General features: G+C 66.8%; 11 protein-coding genes. 6 read left to right on the top strand and 5 right to left on the bottom strand.

Annotation, left to right across the window (positions count from 1 at the left end; genetic code table 11):
- Positions 1 to 3 precede the first annotated feature (3 nt).
- Positions 4 to 1,551, top strand: a complete 1,548-nt coding sequence (locus N5C88_RS10805) for an altronate dehydratase family protein (RefSeq protein WP_280015304.1) — start codon at positions 4 to 6, stop codon at positions 1,549 to 1,551.
- 89 nt (positions 1,552 to 1,640) lie between these two features.
- Here N5C88_RS10805 and N5C88_RS10800 read toward each other — a convergent pair whose 3' ends face one another.
- Positions 1,641 to 2,576, bottom strand: coding sequence for a dihydrodipicolinate synthase family protein (locus N5C88_RS10800; protein ID WP_280015303.1), 936 nt, complete (start codon positions 2,574 to 2,576; stop codon positions 1,641 to 1,643).
- Between the two features lie 174 nt (positions 2,577 to 2,750).
- On the opposite strand from N5C88_RS10800, the gene N5C88_RS10795 reads away from it, so the two are divergent.
- The gene (locus tag N5C88_RS10795; RefSeq protein WP_054450590.1) at positions 2,751 to 3,647 is read left to right on the top strand and encodes a LysR family transcriptional regulator; all 897 of its coding nucleotides are present in this window, start codon (positions 2,751 to 2,753) and stop codon (positions 3,645 to 3,647) included.
- Positions 3,648 to 3,790: 143 nt separating this feature from the next.
- On the opposite strand, the gene N5C88_RS10790 is transcribed toward N5C88_RS10795, so the two are convergent.
- Positions 3,791 to 6,868, bottom strand: coding sequence for an Rne/Rng family ribonuclease (locus tag N5C88_RS10790; protein WP_280015302.1), 3,078 nt, complete (start codon positions 6,866 to 6,868; stop codon positions 3,791 to 3,793).
- A 523-nt stretch (positions 6,869 to 7,391) separates the two neighbouring features.
- Here N5C88_RS10790 and N5C88_RS10785 point away from each other — a divergent pair.
- The 4 genes from N5C88_RS10785 (at position 7,392) to msrQ (ending at position 10,812) form a co-directional block, all read left to right on the top strand.
- Positions 7,392 to 8,354 carry an RluA family pseudouridine synthase gene (locus N5C88_RS10785; RefSeq protein WP_280015301.1) on the top strand — a complete coding sequence of 321 codons (963 nt, stop codon included), beginning with the start codon at positions 7,392 to 7,394 and terminating at the stop codon, positions 8,352 to 8,354.
- Positions 8,355 to 8,356: 2 nt separating this feature from the next.
- The gene (locus tag N5C88_RS10780; protein ID WP_059374797.1) at positions 8,357 to 9,007 is read left to right on the top strand and encodes an HAD family hydrolase; all 651 of its coding nucleotides are present in this window, start codon (positions 8,357 to 8,359) and stop codon (positions 9,005 to 9,007) included.
- Between the two features lie 182 nt (positions 9,008 to 9,189).
- The gene (msrP, locus tag N5C88_RS10775) at positions 9,190 to 10,152 is read left to right on the top strand and encodes a protein-methionine-sulfoxide reductase catalytic subunit MsrP (protein ID WP_280015332.1); all 963 of its coding nucleotides are present in this window, start codon (positions 9,190 to 9,192) and stop codon (positions 10,150 to 10,152) included.
- A 9-nt stretch (positions 10,153 to 10,161) separates the two neighbouring features.
- Positions 10,162 to 10,812, top strand: a complete 651-nt coding sequence (gene msrQ / locus N5C88_RS10770; RefSeq protein ID WP_118931847.1) for a protein-methionine-sulfoxide reductase heme-binding subunit MsrQ — start codon at positions 10,162 to 10,164, stop codon at positions 10,810 to 10,812.
- A 12-nt stretch (positions 10,813 to 10,824) separates the two neighbouring features.
- Here msrQ and N5C88_RS10765 read toward each other — a convergent pair whose 3' ends face one another.
- Genes N5C88_RS10765 through N5C88_RS10755 form a run of 3 tightly spaced genes read right to left on the bottom strand, consistent with a single transcriptional unit; the run spans position 10,825 to position 12,923 of the window.
- Positions 10,825 to 11,610, bottom strand: coding sequence for an N-acetylmuramoyl-L-alanine amidase (locus tag N5C88_RS10765; RefSeq protein ID WP_118931846.1), 786 nt, complete (start codon positions 11,608 to 11,610; stop codon positions 10,825 to 10,827).
- A gap of 3 nt (positions 11,611 to 11,613) precedes the next feature.
- Positions 11,614 to 12,324 carry an SAM-dependent methyltransferase gene (locus N5C88_RS10760; protein WP_280015300.1) on the bottom strand — a complete coding sequence of 237 codons (711 nt, stop codon included), beginning with the start codon at positions 12,322 to 12,324 and terminating at the stop codon, positions 11,614 to 11,616.
- Positions 12,321 to 12,923 carry a Maf-like protein gene (locus N5C88_RS10755; RefSeq protein ID WP_118931845.1) on the bottom strand — a complete coding sequence of 201 codons (603 nt, stop codon included), beginning with the start codon at positions 12,921 to 12,923 and terminating at the stop codon, positions 12,321 to 12,323. The genes N5C88_RS10760 and N5C88_RS10755 overlap by 4 nt, the downstream gene beginning before the upstream one ends.
- Between the last annotated feature and the right edge of the window lie 45 nt (positions 12,924 to 12,968).

Raw genomic sequence — 12,968 nt, 5'->3', positions numbered from 1 at the left:
GACATGATCGATTTCACTGAAAAACGCGCGGCCGGACCCGTGATCCGGCTGCATTCCGCGGACAACGTCGTGGTGGCGCGCGTGCCAATCGGCATAGGCATGGCCGTGCCCTCCGAAGGCATCGTCAGCCGCAGCCAGATCTCGGCCGGGCATAAGATCGCGGCCCGCGACCTGCGCGCCGGCGAGCCCATCCTCAAGTACAACGTCTGTATCGGCTTTGCGGCGGGCGATATTCCGGCGGGCACCTACGTCCATTCGCACAACATGGACTTCCAGGAGTTCGACCGCGACTACGCGCATGCGCGCGATTACGTGGCCACGCCGGTCCTGCCCGAGTCCGAGCAGGCGCGCTTTCTCGGCATCGTGCGCGCCAATGGACAGGTCGCCACGCGCAACTACATCGGCGTCATGGCGACGGTCAATTGTTCGGCGACGGTGGTGCACCGCATCGCCGAGGCCTTCACGCCGCAGCTGATGGCCGCCTATCCCAATGTGGACGGCGTGGTGGCGCTGAGCCATGGCATGGGCTGCGGCATGGAGATGTCCGGCGAACCCATGGACCTGTTGCGCCGGACGATGGGCGGCTACGCCTGCCACGCCAACTTTGCCGCCGTGCTGATCGTCGGGCTGGGCTGCGAGCGCAACCAGCTGGATGCCTTGCTCAAGGACCAGGGCCTGGAGGCGGGCGCGCGGCTGAAGACTTTCATCATGCAGGAGACCGGCGGCACGCGCAAAACCATCGAAGCGGGCGTCGCCGCCGTGCAGGCGCTGCTGCCCGAGGCCAATGACGTCGAGCGCGCGCCGGTGCCGGCGCGGCACCTGACGGTGGGCCTGCAATGCGGCGGCTCGGACGGCTTTTCGTCCATTACCGCCAATCCGGCATTGGGGGCGGCCATGGACATCCTGGTGCGCCACGGCGGCACCGCCATCCTGTCCGAAACGCCCGAGATCTACGGCGTGGAACACACCTTGACCTCGCGCGCCCGCAACCGCGAGGTCGGCGAAAAGCTGGTGCAGCGCATCCGCTGGTGGAAGGAAGAGTATTCGCCGGGGCGCGATGTGCAGATCAATGGCAAGGTCAGCCCTGGCAACCAGATGGGCGGATTGGCCAACATTTTCGAGAAGTCGCTGGGCTCCTCGATGAAGGGCGGCACCACGGCGTTGATGGAGGTCTACCGCTACGCGGAGCCGGTGCGCCAGCCCGGCATGGTGTTCATGGATACGCCGGGCTTCGACCCGGTGTCCGCAACCGGACAGATCGCCGGCGGGGCCAACATGATCTGTTTCACCACCGGGCGCGGCTCGATGTTCGGCGCCAAGCCCGTGCCTTCGATCAAGCTGGCGACCAACACGCCGATGTACGAAAGGCTGACGGAGGACATGGACGTCAATTGCGGCGACATCCTGGACGGCACCGCGACCCTGCAGGAAGTGGCGCAGCGCATCTTCGAGGAAATCCTGCTGGTGGCTTCCGGCACGCGCAGCAAGAGCGAACTCCTGGGACTGGGTGATCACGAGTTCGTGCCCTGGAACATCGGCGTGGTGAGCTGAGCGGCACTGCCAAAGAAAGCGCCCCGGCGCACGGCTTCAGGTCGCCGTGCGCCGGGGCTGTTCCGTCGTTCGATGCCGCAGGCGCGGCGCTAGTTGTCTGCCAGGGTCTGCGCGCCCGGCATGTCAAAGCCATTGTCGTCCAGCGCGGCCTGCAGGGCAGAGCGCTGCTCTGCGTTCAGTTCCACCAGGGGCGGGCGCACGGTCGCCCAGGCCGGATCGCCGGATTTCCAGGCAATAGCGGCTTTCATCGCGGGGATCATGGGGAATTTACCGAACACGTTGCGGGTCGCGTTCAGTCCGGCCTGGCGGGCGTCGGCGTCGGCTTCCTGCCAGCGCTGTTGCAGGGCGACGATGGGGCCAGGATTGACGTTGCCGGTGGCGGTGATGCAGCCCACGCCGCCGGCGCGCAGGGTTTGCAGCAGGAAGGCTTCGCTGCCCGCATAGACTTTGAAGCCGCGCGGCGCGAAGCGTTCGATCATGGCGGCCGTGTTGTTCCAGTCCCCGCCGCTGTCCTTCACGCCGGCGACCTGGCCAGGATAGCGGTCCAGCAGCCGATTGATCAGGTCCAGGCTCAGCGGCACCTGGCTCACGGGAGGGATGTGATACAGGTACATGCGCAACCGGTCATCGCCCACGCCTTCGATCAGTTCGGCGTAGTAGCGGAACAGGCCTTCGTCGCTTACGCCCTTGTAATAGAAGGGGGGCAGGACCAGCACGCCCATGCTGCCGCTGCGCACGGCGTGGCGGGTCAGTTCGATCGCATCGGGCAGCGCGCAGGCGCCAGTGCCGGGCATCAGCGCGGACGGTTCCACGCCCGCTTCCAGCAGCGCGTCCAGCAGACTGCGCTTTTCCGACAGGGCCAGCGAGTTGGCTTCCGAGTTGGTGCCGAATATGGCCAGCCCGACGGATTGTTCGCGCAGCCAGCGGCAGTGCTTCACATAGCGGCCCAGGGCCGGGCGATAGGCTGCGTCGAACGGCGTCAGGACCGGAGAAAAAACGCCGGGAATGCTGGCTTGGGTGCTCATTGTCTCTACTCGATTTCTGATGAATGAAAAGGACGCGCCGGGCGGCGCGGCGGCAACGTCTGATTCTGGCACCGAAGCGGCCGCTGAACATCTGCTGTTTAATTGCTTCAATCCATAAAATTGTTGTGGTTTGCCCTGGCGCAAATCGTGCATGCAGAAAAAAGGGGGGACGCTTTGGATACGCGATATGTGCAGAGCTTTGTGTCGGTGGTCGAATGCGGATCGCTGGCGGAGGCCGCGCGCCGGCTGGACCTGACTCCCGCCGCGATCGCGGCGCGGGTGCGCACCCTGGAAGAGGAGCTGGGCGCCACCCTCATCAAGCGCGTCGGCCGTAGCGTCAAGGCGACCGAGGCGGGCCTGAAGGTGCTGGAGCGGGCCCGCAGCGTATTGCGCGAAGTGCGGGACCTGCGCGCCAGCGCCAGCGACGACGCGCCGCTGGGCGAATTGCGGCTGGGCGTGTCGGTGTCGGCGCTGACGGGCATCATGCCCACCGTGCTGGCGCGCCTGTACCGGCGCCTGCCCAAACTGGCGGTGTTCGTGGAGCCGGGCACCTCCAATCACCTGTACCACCGCGTGATCAACGGCGACCTGGACGCGGCCTTCATCGTCAAACCGCAATTCAACCTGTCCAAGGGCTACGCCTGGAAATTGGTGGCGGAAGAGCCGCTGGTGGTGCTGGCGCCGCCCGATACTGTGAGCAATGACGCCCACGAACTCATGAGCACGCAGCCTTTCATACGCTATGACCGCAATGTCTGGGGCGGCCGGCTGGCGGACCAGTACCTGCGCCAGCACGGCATCGTGCCGCGCGAGCGTCTGGAGGTCGATGGCCTGATGGGCATCGCCTGCATGGTGTCGGAAGGGCTGGGCGTGTCGCTGGTGCCCGATTGGGCGCCCGATTGGGTGGACAGCCGGCGCGTCAAGCGCGTGCCGCTGCCGGGGCGCGCGCCGCTGCGCTGCATGGGGATCATCTGGGCCCGGCATATGCCGCATTCGGCGCTGGCGGAAGCATTCGTTGAAGAGGCCGGTCTGGCCTTGAACCTGCCCGCGGAGCCGATAGAGGACGAGTGAACGTCCAGGACGTGCGCGCTGCGGATCGCGTCGGGCGCCGCCGCGCTGCCAAGCCACCATGAAAAACACCCCGGACGCTGGATCGGTATCCAGCGTCCGGGGTGCGGCGTGCTGCCAGTCGCAAGCCCTTGCGGGCCTGCGGCTTAGTGGCGCGTTTCGACCTGAACCAGCGGTTCGTTGGAAACGGGCGCGACCGGCTTGCGCTCGCGGCCCAGGCGGACCGGCGTGTGTGCAGCGGCGATACGCAGCTGGGTCTGGGCGTGGCGGTCCGGATCGGTCTCCACCCACTGCAGGCCGGCGGCGTTCACCACGTCGTGCAGGGCCTGGGCCTTGGCCGACGGGGCGGCAGCCGGCAGCACGATGGGCTGGCTGGCTGCGGGCGCCGGGGCAGCCGCTTCCTGTGCCACGGGCGCGGCAGGAGCAACCGGGGCGGCCGGCGCGGCGGCGGGAGCAACCACGGGCTCGACGGCGGCGGCTTCCACCGGCGTCGTCTCGGTCGCTGCGGGGGCGGAAGCCTCGCTCGCGGCCTGCACGGACACAGGCTGGGTCACCTCGGCGGCAGCCGTCTGCACGGGCTGGGCCACGGGTTCGACGGCTTGCTCGGCTTGGACCTGCACGGGCGTTGCCGGCTGGGCTTCAACCGGAGCAGCGGCAACCGGGGCAGCCGCAACCTGGGCGGGCTCGGCCGCCGCGGTTTCGGGCTGCTGGGCTTGCACCGGAGCGGCTTGGACCTGTACGGCAGGTTCCACGGCTTGCGCAGCGGTCACGGCGGGTTGAGCGGCAGCTTCTTCCGGCTGATCGATGCTGTCGTCGTCGGCGCCATCTTCCTGCTGATCGTCGCTGCCGGCCAAACCTGCTTCTTCCTGGCTGCGGCGGCCGCGGCGGCTGCGGCGGCGGCGGCGCTTGCGCTCGGGATCGGCAGCGCCTTCGGCGCCTTCCACGGCGGGTACGCCATCGGCGGTCTGTTCGGCCACGGCTTCGGCTTCGACAGCCTCGGCGGTCACCGCGGCGGCTTCAGGAGCCGGTTTGGTCTCGGGCAGGGCAGTGGCGACCGTTTGAGCCAGGGCGGCGACCATGCTTTCCTGTTCGCTCATCGGGGCGTCGGACTGGCCTTCCTCGCGGCGGTTGCGGCCACGGCCGCGGCGGCGGTTGCGGCCGGCGCCGCTGTCCTCGCCGCCGGCTTCCACGGCTTGCTCGGGACGGTTGGACGCCAGGGCCGCTTGCGTGGCCTGGGTGTCGCGTTCGCCGCGGGCGTCGTTGCGGTTATTGCGGTCGCCGCGTTCCTGGCGGTCGCCCTCGGCGCGGCGGTTGCCGCGCACGTGGTGGCGGCCGCCTTCGCTGGCCTCGGCACCTTCGCCGCGCGATTCGCCGCGGCGGTTGCGGTTGCGGTCCGAACCATGGCGTTCGCCACGGCGTTCCTGGCCGTCATGGCCGCTGCGGCCCTTGCCGCGGCCGGAGCTGGCGCGCTTGGCGCTGTCTTCCTGGGCGGCGGGAGCGGGCTTGGCCGCTTCGGAGCTGCCGCCCAGCCAGCCGAACAGGCGCTTGAACAGGCCGCCCAGGCCGCCGGTTGCCGCCGGCGCGGGAGCCGGCGCGGGGGCGGGCGTCGAAACCGGAGCGGGCTGCGAGGGCGTGATGCCCTTGACCAGCGCTTCCGGACGCGACTTGATTTCGTGCTCGCGCGGCTGCCAGGGAGCGTCCGTGGCCGGGGCTTCAACCAGTTCGAAGCTGGTCTTCAGTTCTTCCAGGCGCGGATCGTCGTGGCGCAGGCGCTCGATGTGGTGGTGCGGCGTTTCCAGATGCTTGTTGGGGATCAGCATCAGGTTGACCTTGAGGCGGGCTTCCATCTTGGTGATGTCAGCGCGCTTTTCGTTCAGCAGATAGGTCGCAACGTCGACCGGCACTTGGGCGTGCACGGCGGCGGTGTTTTCCTTCATGGCCTCTTCCTGCAGCAGGCGCAGCACGTGCAGGGCGCTGGACTCGGCGTCGCGGATCACGCCGGTGCCGTTGCAGCGCGGGCAGGTGATGTGCGAGCCTTCGTTCAGGGCGGGGCGCAGGCGCTGGCGCGACAGTTCCATCAGGCCGAAGCGCGAAATCTTGCCCATCTGGACGCGGGCGCGGTCGAAGTGGAGGGCGTCACGCAGGCGCTGTTCGACGGCGCGCTGGTTCTTGCTGTCCTCCATGTCGATGAAGTCGATGACGATCAGGCCGCCCAGGTCGCGCAGGCGCAACTGACGGGCCACTTCGTCGGCGGCTTCCGAGTTGGTGCGCAGCGCGGTTTCCTCGATATCGGCGCCGCGCGTGGAGCGGGCCGAGTTGACGTCCACGGAAACCAGGGCTTCGGTGTGGTCGATGACGATGGCGCCGCCCGAGGGCAGCGTGACCGTGCGCGAGTAGGCCGTCTCGATCTGGTGTTCGATCTGGAAGCGGGAGAAGAGCGGGATATCGTCGCGGTAGCGTTTGACGCGCTGGACGTTGTCCGGCATCACCACGCTCATGAAGGCCGTGGCCTGGTCGGCGATCTCGTCGGTATCGATGAGGATCTCGCCGATTTCCGGGGAGAAGTAGTCGCGGATGGCCCGGATGACCAGGCTGGATTCCAGGTAGATCAGGATCGGCGCGGAGTTGTCGCGCGCGGCGCCGTCGATCGCGGTCCAGAGCTGCAACAGGTAGGACAGGTCCCACTGGAGCTCTTCGACGTTGCGGCCGATGCCGGCGGTGCGCGCGATGATGCTCATGCCCTGGGGCAGATCGAGCTGCTCCATCGTGTCGCGCAGTTCCTGGCGGTCCTCGCCCTCGACGCGGCGCGAAACGCCACCGCCACGGGGGTTATTGGGCATCAGGACCAGGTAGCGGCCGGCCAGCGAGATGAACGTGGTCAGGGCGGCGCCCTTGTTGCCGCGCTCTTCCTTTTCAACCTGGACGATCAGTTCCTGGCCTTCGCGCAGGGCGTCCTGGATGCGGGCGCTGCGGACGTCCACGCCTTCCTTGAAGTAGCTGCGGGCCACTTCCTTGAAAGGCAGGAAACCGTGACGGTCTTCACCGTAGTTGACGAAGCAGGCTTCGAGGCCGGGTTCGATCCGGGTGATGACACCTTTGTAGATATTGCCTTTGCGTTGTTCGCGGCCGGCAGTCTCGATGTCGAGGTCGATGAGTTTTTGCCCATCGACGATAGCGACGCGTAATTCTTCCTGATGCGTCGCATTGAACAGCATGCGCTTCATGAGAGGGGTTCTCCGTTGTCATGACGCGCCGATATCGGCGCGTGACCTCGGGTCACTCGGGCTGCGGGCTGAAGCGGGCAAGAGTTGCGGACCGTACCTGGGCGGCGCCCAGGCGTATCCGCCGCGGGTCAGGCGGGCACGTCGAGCCGTGGGGCTCGGGGTTCTGTCAGCAGGAGGGTCAGCTTCACTGAATGTGGTTTGACGGAAAAGTGCTGTGAACGGCAGTTGCGGTCGGATTGGTTGCCCACGCGCAGCTGGTGCTTTAAATATGCGACGATTCTTGCGGTGCTTCAGAGCCGCTTGCGGCATGCAACGGACCTGCTGGGACAGCGGGCAAAATGAATGCCACACCACTATCCGGCAGGGCGCGGTTGCGCCGGCGACCAAATGACCCCGGGGGTTGAATGAGCAGGCAGTACAATGGCGGCCCGCGCGCTCGACGGAGTTGCGTAACGTTGCATCTCTACGTCAGGCGGCTAGTTCAGCCCCTTTAGGCTGTCCCGATTATATGTCGCTTTTCGCAATGCGCAAAGAAACTTCCCCCTCGCTTTCCCTCTCTAAAGCTCCCCCTGCCGTCCGGCTGGTGGAAGTCGACGCCGAGCATGCCGGCCAGCGTCTGGACAACTATCTTGCGCGCTTGTGCAAGGGCGTCCCCAAAACCCATATCTACAAAGCCATACGCGGCGGCGAAGTGCGGGTAAACAAGGGACGCACTTCGGCCGACTACCGCGTCGCCGAGGGGGACGTGGTCCGCGTTCCGCCCCTGCGTTTGCCGGATCCGGGCAAGCCCCGTCCAGTGCCTGGCGCAGAATTCCCCGTGGTGTTCGAGGACGAGGCGCTGCTGGTGGTGGACAAGCCCGCCGGAGTGGCGGTCCACGGCGGCAGCGGCGTGTCCTTCGGCGTGATTGAACAACTGCGGGCGGCCCGGCCCGGCGCCAAGTTCCTGGAGCTGGTCCATCGTCTGGACCGGGAGACCTCGGGTCTCTTGATGGTGGCCAAGAAGCGCAGCGCCCTGCTGGCCTTGCACGCCATGCTGCGCGAAGGAAAAGGGGACAAACACTACCTGGCCCTGGTCGAGGGCGATTGGGTCAATGACCGGCAGCACATCAAGCTGGGCCTGTCCAAGTGGACCACCCAGTCCGGCGAACGCCGGGTCAAGGTCGACCCGGACGGCCAGTCGGCGCACACCATCGTCACGCTCAAGCAGCGGTTTGGTGGCTATAGTCTGGTCGACGCCGAATTGCGCACCGGCCGCACCCATCAGATCCGGGTGCACCTGGCCGCCAGCGGCTTCCCCATCGTGGGCGACGACAAGTACGGCCGCGACGAAGTGCGGGCACAGTTCGCGCGCATGGGCTTCGGCAGGATGTTTCTGCACGCCCACCAATTGACGCTGGCCCACCCGGTGACGGGCGAGCCCCTGACGCTTACGGCCGAGCTGCCTCCAGCTTGCCGGAAAATACTGAAACAACTGGAGTCGGTCTGATTATGTCGTATTCGCTGGTCGTTTTTGACTGGGATGGCACCCTGATGGATTCCACGCACAGCATCGTGGCCGCCATCCAGGGCGCCTGCCGCGACCTGGAGCTGGCGGTGCCTTCGGCATCCGACGCCAGCTGGGTGATAGGCCTGTCCCTGGAAAGCGCCCTGCGCCGCGCGGTGCCGGAACTGACCCAGGCGATGCTGCCGCGCTTCCTGGAGCGCTACCGCACGCACTATCTGCTGCGCGATCCGGAATTGCGCCTGTTCGAAGGCGTGCAGGAACTGCTGACTGAACTGGCGGGGCAGAACGTGCGCCTGGCGGTGGCTACCGGCAAGAGCCGGGTGGGCCTGACGCGCGCGCTGGCCGCGACCGGCCTGGGGCCGCTGTTCGATGCCACCCGCACCGCCGACGAAACCTTCAGCAAGCCGCATCCCGCGATGCTGCACGAACTGATGCAGGAGCTGGACGTGGAGCCGGACCGGGTGGTGATGGTGGGCGACACCTCGCACGACCTGCAGATGGCGATCAATGCCGGCGTACACGGTCTGGGCGTGACCTATGGCGCTCATACGCTGAAGGAACTTGAGGGTTGTTCGCCGCAGGCGGTGCTCGAGAGCGTGCCCAAGGTGCGCGAATGGCTGCTGCCGCGCGTCTAGCCGCCTGGCGCCCGGGATTCTCCGGGCGCACACCGTCCGGGCGCGGAACGCCGGCCGTCCGTGCGGGTCTATAGAAAATACCCGCAAGCGCCGGCTGCTGCGGAATATCATGGGGCGGCGCGGCGTCCATGGCTTGCGCAGGGCGCGTCCATGATCCTGCGGGCGCCACACCGGAGACCATGATGTTGATACGCAAGCCCGACGATATTCTTCCGTCAGAGATCACCTCCGAGGCCGTCTGGCGTTCGCGCCGCGAATTGATGCTGCGCGCCGGGACGGTCGCGGCCGCAGCGAGCCTGCCGGGGTGGGGCATGCGCAGCGCGCACGCCCAGGAGGCCGGCGCCCTGCCGGGCAAGCTCAATGCAGGCTTGAGCGTCATGGATAAGCAGACGACGCTGGCCGACGTAACGTCCTACAACAACTACTACGAGTTCGGCGTGGATAAGGGCGATCCGGCCGCCAATGCCGGCAAGTTGCAGACACGCCCCTGGAGCGTGAGCGTCGAGGGCGAAGTCGGCAAGCCGCGCACCTTTTCCATCGAAGAACTGCTCAAGCTGGCGCCGATGGAAGAGCGCGTCTATCGGCTGCGCTGCGTCGAGGGCTGGTCCATGGTGATTCCGTGGGTGGGCTATTCGCTGTCGGCGCTGCTCAAGCAGGTCGAGCCCACGGGCAACGCCAAGTACGTCGAATTCGTGACTGCGGTGCAGCGCGAGAACATGCCAGGCGTGCGCGCCGCGATCCTGGAATGGCCTTATGTGGAAGGCCTGCGCATCGACGAGGCCATGAATCCCCTGGCCATGCTGGTGTTCGGCGTTTACGGAAAAGTGCTACCGAACCAGAATGGCGCGCCGCTCAGGTTGGCGGTGCCCTGGAAGTACGGTTTCAAGTCGGCCAAGTCCCTGGTCAAGATCCGCCTGGTTGAAAAGCCACCCGTGTCGTCCTGGATCAAGGCCGCGCCGCAGGAGTATGGCTTTTACGCCAACGTGAATCCCGACGTGCCACATCCGCGCTGGAGCCAGGCCACGGAGCGCCGCATCGGCGAGGACGGGCTGTTCTCGCCCAAGCGCAAGACCTTGATGTTCAACGGTTATGCCGAGCAGGTGGCGTCGCTCTACCAGGGGATGGACCTGAAGGCGAACTACTGAGGCGATTCCATGCCTGACGGCACTCCGCAGGCGGCTCCGGCCGCGCCGCCGCGCAAAACCCCGCTTTCCGCCAAGACCGTGGGGCGCTTCAAACCGTTCCTGTTCCTGCTGGGGCTGGCGCCGTTCGTGCGCTGGATCTGGCTGGGCGCGAACAACGGGCTGACGGCGAACCCGGTCGAGTTCCTGACCCGTTCATCGGGCACCTGGACCCTGGTCTGCCTGCTCGTGACCCTGGCTATCACGCCGCTGCGCCGGCTGACCGGCCAACCTGCCTTGGTGCGTCTGCGGCGCATGTGCGGGCTATTCGCGTTCTTCTATGGCTCCATGCACTTCATGGCCTGGGTCTGGTGGGACCGCGGCTTCGATCCGGCAGGCATGCTGCGCGATATCGGCGAACGCCCCTTCATCATGGCGGGATTCGCGGCGTTCGTGCTGATGGCCGCTCTGGCGGCCACCTCCACGCAGTGGGCCATGCGCAAGCTGGGCAAGCGCTGGCAAAGCCTGCATCGCGCCATCTATGCCATCGGCCTGCTGGCGGTGCTGCATTACTGGTGGCACAAGGCTGGCAAGAACGACCTGGCGCAGCCCGCGCTGTACGCCGCGGTGCTGGCCTTGCTGCTGGGCTGGCGGCTGGTCGCCTGGCTGCGCGGCAGGCGATAGCGCCGCGCGTTGCTACAGCATCGCCAGCATGATGGCGGCGGTCTCCGCGTCCGGCTGGCCGTCGTACAGCGCCGGCCGGTAGTGCATCTGGAAGGCCGCCAGCGCACCGATCGTGGCCGGGTTCAGCGTGCCGTCCTGTGGACATGCATAGCCTAGCCGCGCCAACTGTTTCTGGAACCATGCCACGTCCGGGATGCCCTGGGCCTGCAGGCGCGCGAGGTGCTCGGCAGCCCCGGTTTCGTCGTACCAGCGCCCGATTCCCGCCTCGGCCAGCATTTTCCACGGGAATAGGGGGCCGGGATCCACCTTGCGCTGAGGCGCGATATCGCTATGGCCTACGATGTTTTCGGGTGTGATGCCGTGGCGCTGCGCAATATCACGTAGCAATATGGTCAATGCGCGCAATTGGCGGTCGTTATAGGGATGCCAGACGGGCTTGCCGTCGGGGCCCTCCGTCCAGCCCGGGTTGACGATTTCTATGCCGATGGACGTGCTGTTCATGGCGATGTTGCCATACCAGGAACTGGCGCCGGCATGCCAGGCGGCGCGGTTCTCGTCGACCAGCCGGTAGACGCGGCCGGAGTCGTACACCAGGTAATGGGAGCTGACCTTGCCCTTGGAGAGCAATTCCATCGAACGGGCGTCATCGACGCTGGTGTAGTGCAGCACGATGCTGCGCACCCGGCTGGCCTGGCCGACCGCGGTGATCGAGGTGTCCAGGTCCAGGCCGGCGGGGCCGCGCGCGGCGCATCCTGCCAGAACGGCCGCGGCAAGCGGCGCAAGCAATAGGCGGCGCATGGGTCAGCGCGCCAGGAAGAGAAACAGTGTCGGCAGCTTGTCGAGCTGGGGCGCCGGCTGCTTCTTCCAGTCCGCCACGCTGCGGGTGACGATCCATTCGTCGGCAGTCGTGACCGAGCGCGCCACGCACAGCTTGGTGTCGCCTTTCAGGCTGGCCAGCAGCGTGGCGTACATGGCGGCATTGCGATAGGGGGTCTCGATCAGCAGCTGGGTCTGGTTGTGCTTGGCCGAGTGCTGCTCCCAGGCGCGCAACTGCTTGGCGCGTTCCGCCGGGTCCACCGGCGCGTAGCCGTGGAAGGCGAAGCGCTGGCCGTCCAGTCCGCTGGCCATCAGGCCCAGCAGGATGGAAGAGGGGCCGACCCAGGGTTTTACCGTGATGCCCAGGCGGTGGGCGGCGTCCGCGACCTTGGCGCCCGGATCCGCGACCGCGGGGCAGCCAGCCTCCGAGACCAGGCCGATCTCCGCGCCCTTGAGCGCCGGTTCCAGCCAGGCCTTGATCTGGGCGGCGTCGACCTTGTCGTTCAGGGTGTGGATGGTGATTTCCTGCAGCGGCCGGATGGTGCCGATCAGTTTGAGGAAGGCGCGCGCGGTCTTGGCGTTTTCGGCGATGTAGGTGTCCAGCCGGCCTGCCAGGGTACGGACCTCGGCGGGGAGCCAGCGCTCGGGCGGGGCGTCGCCCAGGCCGACCGGGATCAGGTGCAGCGCGCCGCTCATGCGGGTGCTCCGAGGGCGTCCAACGGATCCAGGCCGAACTGCGCCAGCATGCCGGTCAGCGCGATCAACGGCAGGCCGATGATGGCGGTGGGATCGTCGCTCTGGATGCTTTCCATCAGGGCGATGCCCAGGCTTTCCGCCTTGGCGCTGCCTGCGGTATCGTAGGGTTCTTCGGCGCGCAGATAGGCCTCGATCGCGCGGTCCGACAATGCCCGGAAACGGCAGCGCGTGACGATGTCGGCTTTTTCCACCCGCTGGCCGTCGGTGACCGCCAAGGCGCTGTGGAATTCCACGATTTGACCCGACAGGGCCCGCAATTGCGCCAAGGCGCGCGGGAAATCCCCCGGTTTGCCGATGGGCTGTCCGTCCACGGTGGCCACCTGGTCCGAGCCGATCACGATGCTGCCGGGGTGATTGGCCGCGACCGCCATGGCCTTGGCGACGGACAGGCGCAACGCCAGGGCTTCGGGCGTTTCACCGGAGTGTGGCGTTTCGTCTACATCGGGGGAAATCGCCGTGAAAGGCAGGCGCAGGCGGGACAGCAGTTCTTTGCGGTAACGCGAGCTGGACGCGAGGATCAGGCTGGGCTTGGAAGGCATGCGATATTTGACGTTAAAGCGTAAGTCACAGTATTATCTAACGTT

Origin of the sequence: Achromobacter sp. GD03932 (assembly GCF_029839485.1) — a bacterium.
GTDB lineage: Bacteria > Pseudomonadota > Gammaproteobacteria > Burkholderiales > Burkholderiaceae_B > Achromobacter > Achromobacter bronchisepticus_A.
The sequence above is the reverse complement of the archived record's forward strand: the minus strand, read 5'-3'. Positions and strand labels throughout refer to the sequence as shown.

Bases quoted from the DNA above. Each gene is read 5' to 3' on its own strand.
- N5C88_RS10805 (WP_280015304.1), top strand. From the start codon at position 4: ATGATCGATTTCACTGAAAAACGCGCGGCCGGACCCGTGATCCGGCTG.
- msrP (WP_280015332.1), top strand. From the start codon at position 9,190: ATGTTGATACGCAAGCCCGACGATATTCTTCCGTCAGAGATCACCTCC.
- N5C88_RS10755 (WP_118931845.1), bottom strand. From the start codon at position 12,923: ATGCCTTCCAAGCCCAGCCTGATCCTCGCGTCCAGCTCGCGTTACCGC.
- N5C88_RS10780 (WP_059374797.1), top strand. From the start codon at position 8,357: ATGTCGTATTCGCTGGTCGTTTTTGACTGGGATGGCACCCTGATGGAT.
- N5C88_RS10760 (WP_280015300.1), bottom strand. From the start codon at position 12,324: ATGAGCGGCGCGCTGCACCTGATCCCGGTCGGCCTGGGCGACGCCCCG.
- msrQ (WP_118931847.1), top strand. From the start codon at position 10,162: ATGCCTGACGGCACTCCGCAGGCGGCTCCGGCCGCGCCGCCGCGCAAA.
- N5C88_RS10800 (WP_280015303.1), bottom strand. From the start codon at position 2,576: ATGAGCACCCAAGCCAGCATTCCCGGCGTTTTTTCTCCGGTCCTGACG.
- N5C88_RS10790 (WP_280015302.1), bottom strand. From the start codon at position 6,868: ATGAAGCGCATGCTGTTCAATGCGACGCATCAGGAAGAATTACGCGTC.
- N5C88_RS10765 (WP_118931846.1), bottom strand. From the start codon at position 11,610: ATGCGCCGCCTATTGCTTGCGCCGCTTGCCGCGGCCGTTCTGGCAGGA.
- N5C88_RS10785 (WP_280015301.1), top strand. From the start codon at position 7,392: ATGCGCAAAGAAACTTCCCCCTCGCTTTCCCTCTCTAAAGCTCCCCCT.